Origin of the sequence: Streptomyces sp. 5-10 (genome assembly GCF_014712245.1) — a bacterium.
Lineage (GTDB): Bacteria > Actinomycetota > Actinomycetes > Streptomycetales > Streptomycetaceae > Streptomyces > Streptomyces violaceusniger.
Genome location: NZ_JACVYG010000008.1, coordinates 221,134 through 233,943 on the forward strand (window position 1 = coordinate 221,134; position 12,810 = coordinate 233,943).

Consider the following 12,810-nt stretch of genomic DNA (forward strand, 5'->3'; position numbering starts at 1 on the left):
GCTGACATGGGCTGACGTCGGCTGACGCGAGCCGACGTGGTCACTCCCGCAAGCCCGCCAGTGCCACCGCCCGGCGGCGCAGGGCGAACGCGGCGGGGGCGACCGACGAGACCACGGCGAGTACCGCGCAGGCGGCCACGGCCACGCCGATGGCCGCCCAGGGGACGTCGACCGTGGTCCGCACCGACAGCAGGGCCAGGGCACTCCACATGCCCGCCAGGTTGAGCCCGGTGACCAGGAGGCCCAGGGCCGCGCCGACCGCGACCACCGTCAGCGCCTCGGCGGCCACCAGCCGCAGCACCTGCCAGGTGGTGGCTCCGGCCAGGCGGAGGACGGCCAGGTCGCGGACGCGGTCGGAGGTGGCCATGACCATGGTGTTGGCCACGGAGATGCCCGTGTAGAAGAGGGCGATGCCGAGGACGAGCAGGAAGCCGAGCCGGGTCGTGCGGTTGGTCTCGGGGTAACTCGCCTTCACCCACTGGTCCTTGGTGAAGACGTGGCCGCCGGTGGTGCGCACCGCCGCACGCAGCCCGGTGGCCGCGGCGTCCGCGTCGGCGCCGTGCGCGAGGGCGATGTCGACCCGGTCCACGGTCGCGCCCGGGGCGTTGCGCGGGGTGACGTAGACGCCGTTGTCGCCGGTGCCGGTGGCCATCACCGCGGCGATCCGCAGCGACCTCTCGGTGCCGTCGCCGAGCCACACCCGCACCCGCTCGCCCACGGTGTGCCGCTGCCACTCGCCATTGACGATGATCGAGCCGTCATCGAGATCGCTCGCCGTCCCGGCCTCGATCGGCAACCGGGACGTGGCGGCGAGCGGGCCCGGGTCGGCGGCGCGGGCTTCGGACTTCACCAGCGACACGCCGTCCTCCAGGACATACACGGCGCTCGTCGAGGTCGCGGACACCTCGACCCCGGGCACCTCGCGCAGCCCGCGCAGCGTCGCCGGGTCGAAGCCCGCGTCCCCGGCCGGGGTGATGACGAAGTCGGCGGCCGTCTGCTGACGGGTCTCGGTGGCCCGTGCCCGGTTCAGCGTCGCGGTGGCGCCCAGGAGCGAACCGGCGAGGGCGACGGTGACCAGTACGGGCGCGGCGATCGCGGCGGTGCGGCGCACACCGGCGGCCGCGTTCTCCCGCACCAGCATGCCGCCGGCACCGGGCAGCCGGGCCGGGAGCCAGGCGATCAGCCGGGTCAGCGGGCGCACCGCCGCCGGTGCGAGCAGCGCGACCGCGCTGATCAGCGGCATCGGCCGGCTCACATAGGTCTTCCGGTGCAGCAGGTCGCCCGGGTCCGTGAGCAGGCTCAGGCACAGCGTCGCGGCGGCGGTCAGCAGCAGGGCCAGGCCGGACAGCCATCGGCCCCAGGTCATCGTCCTGCCCGGCCCGCTGTCCGCGGACGCCTCCCGCAGCGCCTGGGCGGGGCGGGTGCGGCCCGCCCGCCAGGACGCGGCCGCCGCACCGCACAGCGCGACGGACAGCCCCGTCCAGAAGGCCAGGTGGTACGGCCAGATGTGGTCGCCGATGGTGAACCAGCGCGGCGCGAGACCACCGTCGACCACCCGGTCGGCCAGCCGTGGCGCGCCGTACGCGCCGAGCAGACAGCCGGTGGCCGAGGCGAACACCCCGACCACGAGCGCTTCGGCGAACACCATCCGGCGGATCTGGCCCGGAGTCGCCCCCGCCACGCGCAGCAGCCCGAACTCCCGGCGCCGCTGGGCGACCGCGAACGCGAAGGTGGAGGCCACCACGAACACCGACACGAAGGCGGCGACACCGCCCGCCGTGCCGAACATCGCGTTCATCGCCGCGAGGGCGTCGCGGTCCCGGTCCGGGTCGGGGTCGGCGTGGCGGCGTCCTTGCCCGGTGAGGACCTGGACGCCGTCGCCGTCGCCGTCGCCGTCGCCGTCGCTGCCGCTGCCGCGCACCGCCTCGCGGACAGCCGCCGGATCGGCGTCCACGACGAGTTGGACGCTGTGCGGTGACAGTCGGGCGGCGCGTGCGTCGGTATAGAAGACGGCGTTCTCGAAGCCGCGCCCCGCGACGGTTCCGACGACCCGCACGGTGCCGCGGTCGGTCCGTACGCGTTTCCCCGGCCCCGCCCAGTCCCCGCTGACCACGACCTCGTCGGCCGCGCGGGGCGGGCGTCCCGCGTCGATCCGGTACGGGGCGAAGGCGGCGGTGGACCAGGGGTGCCCCACCAGGTCGTCCGGCCCGCCCCGCGCCCGTACGGCGAACGTCCGGTCCGCGACGACGGGGCCGAGCCTCCGCAGCTTCGCGACGGTCCCGACGGGCACGGCGCGCGGGTGTGCGAGCTTGCGGACCTGGACGCCGGTCGAGGTGTCCACCCGCAGGGTGTCGGCTCCCCTGACCACGACCGGCGCGGCGGCGAACCGCTCCGGTCCGCGGCCGGGCGCGTCCAGGGACGAGGCGAGCGCCAGTCCCATCACCGCGGTCAGCGCGACGCCCAGCGCGAGGGCGACGAAGCTGCCGGTGAAGGTGGTCCAGCGGGTGCGCAGGGTGCGCAGGGCGACGCTCAGCACGGCACGGCCTCCAACGTGGCCATGTGCGCGGCGATGGTGTCGGCACCGGCCCCGGCCAACTCGCCGCTCACCCGCCCGTCGACGAGGAAGAGCACACGGTCGGCGCAGGACGCGGCCACCGGGTCGTGCGTGACCATGACGATCGTCCGGCCCTCGCCGTCGACCATGCCGCGCAGCAACGTCAGCACCTCACGGCCGGCCCGCGAGTCGAGGGCACCGGTCGGTTCGTCGCCGAAGAGCACATCGGGCCGGGTGATCAGGGCGCGGGCCAGGGCGACGCGCTGCTGCTGGCCACCGGACAGCTCCGCCGGCCGGTGCCGCGCCCGCTCGGCGAGCCCGACCTGCTGGAGCACCTCGCGCACCCGGGCCTTGGCGGGGCGGTGGCCGGCGAGGCGCAGGGGCAGTGTCACGTTCTGCTCCGTGGTCAGGGACGGCAGCAGGTTGAACGCCTGGAACACGAACCCGACGCGCCGGCGGCGCAGCAGGGTCAGCCTGGTCTCGCTCAGCCCCGTCAGCTCGGTCCCGGCCACGGTGACCGAACCCGACGTGGGGCGGTCCAGCCCCGCGGCGCACTGCAACAGCGTCGACTTGCCGGACCCCGAGGGGCCCATGACGGCCGTGAACGTTCCCCGGGGGAACGACAGCGAGACCTCGTCGAGCGCCGTCACCGCGCCATCGTCGGAACCATAGCGTCTGCTGACCGAACGCAACCGGATCACGTCGTTGTTCATCTGTCCCCACTCCGCGGTGTCGCCGTGGCTCTTGTCTTCGGTGACCTCACGAAACCGCGCGGGGGCGCCGCGCCGCAGTACGGCGGGGGCGAGACCTGGGGTAGGGCCAGGCATACCCCCGAAGGTCTCCCTGGCCCGATGGCACCGGCGGAGCGGGGCCTTCTACGGTGATCACCATGCACCCGCGGAACGTGTGGCACGCCATGTCCAGGCCGGGCTTCCTGCTGTCGCCGTGGCCGTGGCGCTCCGCCGGATACCTGCTCACCGGAGCGGTGACCGGTGCCGTCGCGCTCGTGGTGATCGTGGCCACGGCGGTGGCCGGTGCCGTTCTCGCCCTCGTGCTGGTCGGACTCCCGCTGCTCGTGCTCGCGGCTCTCGCCGGGATCCCGGTGGCCTGGGTGGAACGGCACCGGATGCGCCTGATCGACGCGGACCCCGCTCCGGACCCGCACCGGGCGCCCCTCGCCCATGGCCTGTGGTCCTGGCTGACCACGCGCGTGAGGGAGCGGGCCACGTGGCGGGAACTCGGCCACGCCCTGCTGTTCGCGGTGCTGCTGTGGCCGGTCGACGCGCTCGTCGTCGCCGTCGCCCTGCTGTGCCCGCTGTCCGTGGTCGCGACCCCGCTGCTGATGGCCACGGTCGGCGGGGGCCAGGAGACGAAGGTGCTCAAGCAGTGGACGGTCACCACCTGGCCGACGGCCTTCGGTATCGCCGCCCTCGGTGTGGTGCTCCTGCTGCTGGGTGCCTATGCCCAGGGGGTGGTGGCGGGTGCCCGGGCCGGGCTGACACGTCTGCTGATCGCTCCGCGCGAGGACGAACTGGGCTCGCGGATCGTCGAGTTGACCCGTTCCCGCCTCCGGCTGGTGGACGCCTTCGAGGCGGAACGGCGGCGCATCGAACGCGATCTGCACGACGGGGCGCAGCAGCGGCTGGTGGGACTGACGATGACCCTCGGCCTGGCCCGCCTGGACGCACCTCCCGGGCCGGTCGCCGATCAGCTCGCGAAGGCCCAGGAGGAGGCGGACCAGGTCCTCGCGGAGCTGCGCGAACTCATCCGCGGCATCCACCCCAAGGTGCTGTCGGACCACGGCCTCCCCGCGGCGGTCGCCGACGCCGCGGACCGCTCCGCGATCCCCGTGGACGTGGATCTGGCCCTGTCCGGACGGCTGCCCCAAGCGGTCGAGGCCGCCGCGTACTTCGTCGTCCGCGAGGCCCTGGCCAACATCGCCAGGCACAGTGCGGCGAGCCGCGCCGAGGTGAGCGGAAGACACCGGGAGGGGTGGCTGTTCCTCCAGGTGCGCGACAACGGCCGGGGCGGTGCGGACGCCGGTGCCGGGACCGGGCTGACCGGACTCGCGGACCGGGTTTCGGCGCTGGGTGGCAGAATCTCCCTGTCCAGTCCGCCGGGCGGACCGACCCTGTTGCGTGTGGAGATTCCTTGCGTACGGACCGACCGCTCCGCGTAGTACTGGCCGAGGACAGCGTGCTGCTGCGGGAGGGGCTCATCGGCCTGCTCGGCCGCTGCGGCCACGACGTCGTCGCGGCCGTCGGCGACGCTCCCGCACTGCTCGCCGCGGTCGAGGAACACACGCCCGACATCGTTCTGACGGATGTGCGCATGCCCCCGGGGTTCAGGGACGAGGGACTGCACGCGGCGGTGCGGCTGCGCGAGAAGCGGCCCACGCTGCCCGTCCTGGTCCTCAGCCAGTACGTCCAGCGGACGTACGTCTCGGAGCTGCTGGACTCCGGGGACGGAACGGGCGTCGGCTACCTGCTGAAGGACCGGGTCGGGCAGGTGGCGGACTTCGTGGCCGCCCTGTGCGAGGTCGCGGACGGCGGCACCGTCGTCGACCCCGAGGTGGTACGCCAGCTGCTGCGCCGGCGCCGCGATCCGCTGGAACGGCTCACCGCGCGGGAGCGGGAGGTGCTGGGGCTGATCGCGGAGGGCAAGTCGAACGGTGCCATCGCCCGTGAACTGGTCGTGTCCGAGGCGGCCGTGGGCAAGCACATCGGCAGCATCCTCACCAAGCTGGACCTCCCTCCGGCGGAGGAGACACACCGCAGGGTACTGGCGGTCCTCGCCTACCTGCGGGCGTCTCCTTGAAGCGCTCGGCCGCCAGGTCGGTCACCGCGTTCGCGAACTTCCCGGTCGCCGACCCGGACGACCTCGCGGTCCGGCTACGCCCAGCAGCCGTTGACCGTGGCGGCCAGGCCGTCGAGGGTGTCCTTGGTGGCGGCAGGGTCGGCGGAGGACTGGTTCTCGATGAAGGAGAAGACCTTCCACCGGCCGTCCTCCGCCTTCGTCAGGCCGCTGAGCGCGATGGCGCCGGTCAGCGTGCCCGTCTTGGCCTTGACCTGGCCCACGGCGCACTGCGAGTCCGGGGTGTCGAAGCGGCCCCACTCGGGGCCCAGGGTGCTGCCCGCCTCGCCCGCCACCGGCAGGCCCTCGTCGATGGAGCGCAGCAGGCCGCGGTGGCGCGGATCGGTGAGCAGGTCGAGGATGTCCGCCACGGTACGCGCCGGGACGCGGTCCGCGCGGGAGAGCCCGCTGCCGTCGTGGATCTCGAAGTTGGCCATCGAGACCCCGTAGTGCCGGCTGAGGACGTCCCGCACCACGGCCGTCCCGTCCTCGAAGGTGGCGGGCCTGCCCGCGCCGAGCGCGGTCATGCGCAGCACCGTCTCGGCGATGTCGTTGTCGCTCTTCTTGAGCATCTTCTTGACCGTCTCGGACAGCGTGGGGGACAGGTGCTGTCCCACCGGGACGTCCGTGGCCGAGGCCGTGCCGCGGGTGACCTCGCCGTCCACGGTGACGCCCTGGTCGGCGAGTTGCCGGGCGAAGACCTTGCCCGCGTCGATGGAGGTGTCCGCGGAGAGCTTGCCGTCCACCACCAGGGAGCGCACCGGCGACACCTGGTCGTCGTAGTAGGAGTCGTTCCAGCCGGTGGCGAGGGTCGGCTCGGCGAAGAGGCTGTCGTCGACGCGGACCTTCACCGAGTCCAGGCCCCCGAGCTTCACCCCGGCGGCGGCCGTCTTGGCGAGCTCGGTGAGATCGGCGGTGGTCAGCATGCGGTCGCCGCCGCCGATGAGGGTGAGCGTGCCGTCGCCGTAGACCACCTTGGTGGTGAACCGGTGCTCGGGGCCGAGCACGGTCAGCGCCGCCGTGGCGGTGGCCAGCTTGGCGTTGGACGCGGGCATCAGCGCGGTGTCGGCGTCATGCCCCCAGATGACCTTGTCGGACGCGGAGTCCAGCACGATGCCGCTGAAGGTGTCGCCGAGACTCGGGTTCTGCGCGCGGGTGTTGAGGTTCTCCGCGATCCGCTGCTCGGCGGGGTCCAGTCCGTCGGCGGCCACGGCCTGGGCCGTCGTGGTGGTCTTGGTGCTCTTGTCGGCGGCGAGCGCCGACGGAGCGGACAGCAGGGCGCCCGTGACCGGGACGGCCGCGACGATGAACGCGCGGCGGACGGCGAGGCTCATGGGCTTGGCTTTGCGATGACGCCCTTGGGACGAGGTCGCGCTGGACATGGGGGGCTCCGGGGCGCGTAGAGGGACATGGGGGGTGGTGAAACGAAGCACTTACTTTAGCCGTGGCCGATCACCTTCGTCCCGTCGGTTCGTGGACATGTGGTGAAGCCGACGCGGAGATACCTCACCGCACCGACTCCTCCGGTTACTACGAGATGTTGCGACCACCGTTGAGAACGATCGCCTCGCCGTCCGTATCCATCGGTGTCGGGCTGTGCCCTCCACTCCGGGGACGGGTGAGGGTGCGCGCTCCGACGTGGCCGAGGGCAAGGCGTCCCCGGCGTATGAAGACTGCCGATGAGGGGCGAAGGATGAGGAACAAGAAGAGACACAAGCGATCCAGGGTCATCGGGCTGACCGTGGTCGGAGTGACCGCACTGGCCGTGGGTGGCGGGGCTCTCCTGATGACCGACAACGATGCTTCCGCCGCCCGCCAGTCGGCCGGACAGCAGGCGTCGGCGCGGACGGCGATGACCGTCAAGTGCCCGGACGCCACGACCCGTCTGGCGAGTGTGCCGCAGCGGGCCCGGCCCGCCGTGGACAAGGAACTGGCCACGATGGACAGCCAAGTGGCCGACGCCTACAAGCAGTTGGCCGCGCGCGGCCCCGGCGCCGACCGGGACTGGGTGCGCACCCGGGTGCTGGAGCCGCTGACCGCCCAGCGGCGTGGCGCGCTGAACCGCATCGGGAACGAGATCGGCCGGGTGGCGAGCCGCCCGTCCGGCCTGGACACGCTGGCGTCGTGCACCGTACAGGAAGCGCCCAACCCCGTCGCCGCGTCGGCCGGCGCCACCCCCGCCGCGGGAACGGCCGCCCCCGCCGCTCCGGCCGCGGGCGGCCAGGCGCAGTCCGGCCCGGTGCGGGCGGACTTCGTGGACATCCGCAAGGTGAAGCCGAACGTCAAGAACCCCCGCACGCGGGGCAACGCCTCCCGCGGCACCTTCTCCTCGCGCTGCGGACGCAATGAGAACAAGCACTTCAACTCGGACAACGTGATCGTCGCCCCCGGTGTGTCCAACGGTGCCCACCACATGCACGACTACGTCGGCAACCGCGACACCGACGCCTTCTCCACCAACGACGGCCTCGCCGCCGCCGGGACCACCTGCACCAACGGCGACCGATCCACCCACTACTGGCCGGTCCTGCGGCTCCAGGACGGGACGAAGGAGGTGGACGCCGACGCGCCCGGCGGCGGCACCGAGGGCAACATCGGGCGGATCCTGCGGCCGACCACCGCGTCGATCACCTTCCGCGGCAGCGCGGTGTCCAAGGTCGTGGCGATGCCCAAGTTCCTGCGCATCATCACCGGCGACGCCAAGGCCTTCACCAACGGCACGGCCAACGCCAACGCCTCCTGGAGCTGCACCGGCTTCGAGAACCGGCAGCTGAAGGACAAGTACCCGCTCTGCCCGAAGGGCAGCAAGGTGGTCCGTACGTTCAAGTTCCAGAGCTGCTGGGACGGCAAGAACGCCGACAGCGCCAACCACCGCACCCATGTGGCGTTCGCGGACGCAGGCGGCGCGTGCGCCAAGGGGTTCAAGGCCATTCCGCAGCTGATCCAGCGGATCACCTACAAGGTCGCACCCGGCTCGCTCTTCGCGGTCGACAGCTTCCCCGAGCAGCTGCACAAGCCGGTGACCGACCACGGCGACTTCATCAACGTGATGTCCGACTCGCTGATGAAGAAGGCCGTGAAGTGCATCAACACCGGGCGTAAGTGCGGCTGACGGCCGCCGCCCGCAAGGCCCGGTGCCCCGGCCGGACTTCAGGTCCGGCCGGGGCACCGCTCACGTGTGGTTCAGTCCTGGGGCGTGCCCTTGGGCAGCTGCCGCCACGTCACCTTGGTGTTGGCGCGGAAGGCCCAGTCGAGCATCTTCTTCGCGTCCGGGTAGCGCTTGGGCGCGTTGAGGATCACACCGACGACGGTGCGTCCGTCCCGCTTCGCGGCGAAGACCAGGCACCTGCCGGGCGCGGTGCCGGTGCCCGTCTTGATGCCGATCGCGCCGCTGTACGAGCCCAGCAGCCGGTTGGTGTTGTTCCAGTAGTAGGTCCTGGTCCTGCCGTTGGCGGCCGGGGCCTTCTGGATGGTGTCGACGGACTTGACGACCGTGCCGAGGGTGGCGTTGCGCAGCGCGTGCCTGGCCAGCTTGGCCATGTCGCGCGGCGTGGTGTAGTTCTGTCCCCCCTCCGAGATGCCGTCGAAGGTGTCGTAGTGGGTCTTGGTCATCCCCAGCGCGGACGCCTTCTTGTTCATCTGCGCGATGAACGACTTGGTGCGCTTGGCGGTGGTGTCACCCGTGCCGAACGTGTCGGCGAGCGCCATGGCCGCGTCACAGCCGGACGGCAGCAGCAGCCCGTACAGCAGCTGCTTGACCGTGAGCTTGTCCCCCTTCTGCAGGTCCGCCTTGCTGCCACCGACGCGCGCGGTGTAGTCGATGTACGACTGTTTGACGGAGACCTTCTTGTTGAGATTCAGCCCCCGGCTGTCGAGCACCACCATCGCCGTCATGAGCTTCGTGGTGCTCGCCATCGGCCGCTTGGTGTCCGCCGCCTTGGCCCACAGCTGCTTGTTGGTGCCGTTGTCCAGCAGATACGCGCCCTTGGCGCTGACTCCCGACGGCCCGCGCGCGGCCTCGGTGGCCTGAGCGGCGCCCGTCGGCACGGCGACCGCCAAGGCAGCCGCCGAGGCGATGACCGCCGTCCCCCAGCGGCGGATCGCCTTGCCCCCACGTCTTTCCATACGCCCTCCGTCTCTCCTGTGACATGCCGGTGAATGTCCGGGCATGCGCGCATCGTCTCACTGGAGGGATGGTGACCGCGGTCCGGGGTGCCGACCACAACCGGCCGCAGGGGCGGTCAACTTCCGCTGGTGGCCCACTCATAGGCCCGCCGGTCGTCGAACTCCGGCTGCCCGCCCCGGAAGAGCAGCCCCGCCGAGGCGAACAGCTCCCCGTCCGGAGACGGTCCGCCCGCGTACGGCACGGCGATACACCGCATCCCGGCCCGCCGCGCCGCCTCCACGCCGGGACCGGCGTCCTCGACCACCACACACTGCCCCGGATCGACGGCCAGCAGCCGCGCCGCGGCCAGGAACACATCCGGCTCCGGCTTGCCACGGCCCACGTCCTCCGCGGACACATAGACCGGCAGCAGCGCGTCAAGCCCGGTGGCCTTGAGCGCGGTCTCGATCGCGGAACGGGACGAGCCGGAGGCCACGACCAGCGGGTGCCCGGCGGCCCTCAGCCGCTCCACGAAGGCCCGCATCCGGGGAAAGATCTCGGTCGTGGCCGCCAGCTCCAGATAGTGCCGGTTCTTGACGGCCAGCAGCTCCTCCACGGGCGCCTCGATGCCGTACCGCTCGCGCAGCGTCTCCAGCGTCTCGCGGGTCCCGATCCCGATGAACTGCGTGTGCTCCTCCCAACTGAAGCCGACGACCCCGAACCGCTCCAGGGTCCGCCTCCCCGCCTCGTAGTAAAGGGGCTCGCTGTCCACGAGCGTGCCGTCCAGGTCGAAGATCACGGCGGGCATGGTAGTCATGAGGACAGCATGCCAAGACTTCGCTCGCGCCATCGCCGGAACTCCGCGGTGTAGCGGCGGCTGGTCTAGACCGCTCTGTTAGCGTCGGCCCCGAGCGGATACCGAACCGGAGTCGGCGGAAGGGGAGTGCGGTGGGTGTGACAGGGAGTGGGTGGCGGGCGTACATCGGGTCGTTCACCTCGGCGGGTGGCGCCGGGGTCACCGTCGCCGATGTCGATGACGAGACGGGGGCGCTGCGGATCCGGAACTCCACGGATGTGGTCGTCAATCCGTCCTATCTGGCGCTCGCGCCCGGTGGGCGTGTGCTGTACGCGGTGAGTGAGACCGATGACGGGGCGGCCGCCGCTCTGGATGTCGGGCAGGATCCGCCCTCGTTGGTCGGGGAGGTCGTGCCGGTGGGCGGTGCGGCGCCTACTCATCTGGCGCTCGCCGGTGGGCAGCTGCTGACGGCCAACTACGGGTCCGGCAGCGTCACGGCGCTGCCGGTGCTGGAGGACGGCCGGCTCGGGGAGCCGGTGGCCGTGTTGCGGCACGAGGGCAGTGGGCCGCATCCGGAGCGGCAGCGGGGGCCGCATGCTCATGCCGTGGCGGTCGATCCGTCGGGCGGCTGGTTGCTGGCCGTGGACCTGGGGATCGACGCGGTGCGGGTGTACGCGCTGCCCGGGCCGCGTCCGCATCGTGAGGTCCGGCTGCGTCCGGGGAGCGGCCCGCGCCATCTGGCGTTCCATCCGCGGGGCGACCGCGCGTATGTCATCAACGAGCTCGATCCGACGATCACGGCCTGCCGATGGGACGCGTCGTCCGGCGTTCTGGAACCGCTGGGAGAGACCCGTCTGGTGCCCGAGGGCACGGACGTCGAGACCTACCCCGCCGAGGTCGTGGTCTCCGGGGACGGCCGCTTCGTATGGGCCGCCAACCGCGGCCACGACAGCATCGCGACGCTCGCCCTCGATGCGGCGGGCGACCGCATGGAGCTGGTCGCCACCACGCCCTGCGGCGGCCACTGGCCCCGCGATCTGACGCTCGGCCCGTCGGGACGACGGCTCTACGTGTCCAATGAGCGCTCGGGCGATGTCACCTGGTTCGACATCGACCCCTCGAGCGGGGTGCCGCGTCGTGCGGGTTCGGTTCCGGCCCCGGCGGCGTCCTGTGTGGTCTTCGGGTGAGCATGGGCGGCGTGGCGGATGTGAGTGGGGGCGGTGACCTTGGTGGTCACCGCCCCCGCTACGTCGTCCGTTGCTACGTCGTCGCTCGTCGTCCGTTGTGCCGTCGTCCGTCGCGTCAGCGCATCACCGGCGAGGCCTGCTGGAGCGTGATGCCCAGCGCCGCCGCGTACTTCGACAGCGCCAGCTTGCCCACGGCCGGGTAGTCGCCCAGCGCCTCGGCCGCCGAGCAGCCCGCCTCCTCGGCCGCCGCCGAGATCAGCTCCGTGGAGACCTCCGGCCCGATGAGGTACGGCGCGAGGGCGAGCCGCGCGGAGCCGGCCGAGCGCAGCTGCTCGGCGACGCGGAGGACGGCCCCGTCCTCGTCCAGCGCGGCGGCCATCACCGGCACCGCGAGGCGCGCGGAGAGCAGCATGCCGGTGATGCCACCGGCCTGGGCCGCCTCCTCGCCGCCCACCGTGGCGAGGATGATGCCGTCCGCGGCGGTCGCGACCGTGAAGAGGCGGGCGCGGTCGGCGCGGGCCAGGCCCGCCTCCGACAGACGTACGTGCAGGGCCTCGGCGAGCAGCGGATGCGGGCCGAGGACATCGGTGAGTTCGGCCGCCGAGCCGCTGCTCATGACGGCCTGGCGTATGCGGCGCAGCTGGGCGTTGTCCGGGCCCGCGAGCAGCGGGACCACGACGGCCGCCGGGCCGTCCGTGGGCACCGTGGGGACGGGCGGGACCTCGTCGACGACCTCGCCCGCGGCCTCGGCCGCGGCGATCGCCTCCGCCGCCTCGTCGGCGAGGGCCTTGGCGGCCTCGGCCGCCTGCCGCAGACGCTCGGGGTTCTGCTGGGCGGCGCGCGTGAGCACGGCCTCGAGCTGCGGGAACTCCTCGCCGTCCCCGTCCAGGAAGCCGATCTGGGCGTCGAGCCCCGGCATCTCGGAGCGGGCGATGCTCAGAAGCTCCTCGGCCAGGCGCCGGGCACCGTCATTCGGCGCACCGGGGACGGCCAGCACCAGCGGAGGCGCGCCGAGGGGTACGGCGGCGGGCTCCGGTCGGCGGTGCCGTCCGGGCTGGCGGGGACGCGGCATTCGTACAGGCAGGCCGGACGCGGGCCCTGTGGGGGAGCTCATGGCGCCGCATGTTAGTCGCTCAATGGGCTCGGCTGTTCGGGAGGGGGTGACTGGGGGCATCTGTCCTGCTTTGTCGACCGGTGTTGTGTGTTGATGTGCGCTCAGCGGCCATACTTGGTCGAAGAATCAGCCATGTGTCCGGAATGGTCGGTCATGGCGTTCGATATGGGTGGACGCGTGTGGGCGCCCGTTTGGGACACC

At 72.4% G+C, this 12,810-nt stretch carries 10 protein-coding genes; 4 read left to right on the forward strand and 6 right to left on the reverse strand.

Going from position 1 to position 12,810, the window contains the following annotated elements; all coding sequences use genetic code 11:
• Positions 1-40 precede the first annotated feature (40 nt).
• Both IEJ02_RS13445 and IEJ02_RS13450 read right to left on the reverse strand, forming a co-directional pair.
• Complete coding sequence (locus tag IEJ02_RS13445; RefSeq protein ID WP_191065053.1) at positions 41-2,536, reverse strand: ABC transporter permease; 2,496 nt, start codon at positions 2,534-2,536, stop codon at positions 41-43.
• On the reverse strand, positions 2,530-3,267 hold the full coding sequence (locus IEJ02_RS13450) for an ABC transporter ATP-binding protein (protein WP_191065094.1): 738 nt from the start codon (positions 3,265-3,267) through the stop codon (positions 2,530-2,532). The genes IEJ02_RS13445 and IEJ02_RS13450 overlap by 7 nt, the downstream gene beginning before the upstream one ends.
• Positions 3,268-3,470: 203 nt before the next feature.
• Here IEJ02_RS13450 and IEJ02_RS13455 point away from each other — a divergent pair, with 203 nt between their 5' ends.
• Together IEJ02_RS13455 and IEJ02_RS13460 are read left to right on the forward strand one after the other, a co-directional pair.
• Entirely contained in the window at positions 3,471-4,733 is a 1,263-nt protein-coding gene (locus IEJ02_RS13455) for a sensor histidine kinase (RefSeq protein WP_191065095.1), read from the forward strand.
• A complete protein-coding gene (locus tag IEJ02_RS13460) occupies positions 4,706-5,371 on the forward strand; it encodes a response regulator transcription factor (RefSeq protein WP_191065054.1) in 666 nt (221 codons plus the stop codon). The genes IEJ02_RS13455 and IEJ02_RS13460 overlap by 28 nt, the downstream gene beginning before the upstream one ends.
• A gap of 74 nt (positions 5,372-5,445) precedes the next feature.
• On the opposite strand, the gene dacB is transcribed toward IEJ02_RS13460, so the two are convergent.
• On the reverse strand, positions 5,446-6,741 hold the full coding sequence (gene dacB / locus IEJ02_RS13465) for a D-alanyl-D-alanine carboxypeptidase/D-alanyl-D-alanine endopeptidase (protein WP_223863740.1): 1,296 nt from the start codon (positions 6,739-6,741) through the stop codon (positions 5,446-5,448).
• Between the two features lie 359 nt (positions 6,742-7,100).
• Here dacB and IEJ02_RS13470 point away from each other — a divergent pair, with 359 nt between their 5' ends.
• On the forward strand, positions 7,101-8,519 hold the full coding sequence (locus IEJ02_RS13470) for a DUF1996 domain-containing protein (RefSeq protein WP_191065056.1): 1,419 nt from the start codon (positions 7,101-7,103) through the stop codon (positions 8,517-8,519).
• A 71-nt stretch (positions 8,520-8,590) separates the two neighbouring features.
• Here the strand turns inward: IEJ02_RS13470 and IEJ02_RS13475 are convergent, their stop codons facing one another.
• Both IEJ02_RS13475 and IEJ02_RS13480 read right to left on the reverse strand, forming a co-directional pair.
• Positions 8,591-9,532 carry a D-alanyl-D-alanine carboxypeptidase family protein gene (locus IEJ02_RS13475; RefSeq protein ID WP_191065057.1) on the reverse strand — a complete coding sequence of 314 codons (942 nt, stop codon included), beginning with the start codon at positions 9,530-9,532 and terminating at the stop codon, positions 8,591-8,593.
• A gap of 116 nt (positions 9,533-9,648) precedes the next feature.
• Complete coding sequence (locus tag IEJ02_RS13480; protein ID WP_191065058.1) at positions 9,649-10,329, reverse strand: HAD family hydrolase; 681 nt, start codon at positions 10,327-10,329, stop codon at positions 9,649-9,651.
• A 131-nt stretch (positions 10,330-10,460) separates the two neighbouring features.
• Between IEJ02_RS13480 and IEJ02_RS13485 the strand changes: the two genes are divergently transcribed.
• Positions 10,461-11,495, forward strand: coding sequence for a lactonase family protein (locus IEJ02_RS13485; protein ID WP_191065059.1), 1,035 nt, complete (start codon positions 10,461-10,463; stop codon positions 11,493-11,495).
• A gap of 115 nt (positions 11,496-11,610) precedes the next feature.
• On the opposite strand, the gene IEJ02_RS13490 is transcribed toward IEJ02_RS13485, so the two are convergent.
• Entirely contained in the window at positions 11,611-12,609 is a 999-nt protein-coding gene (locus tag IEJ02_RS13490) for a sirohydrochlorin chelatase (RefSeq protein ID WP_137976799.1), read from the reverse strand.
• Between the last annotated feature and the right edge of the window lie 201 nt (positions 12,610-12,810).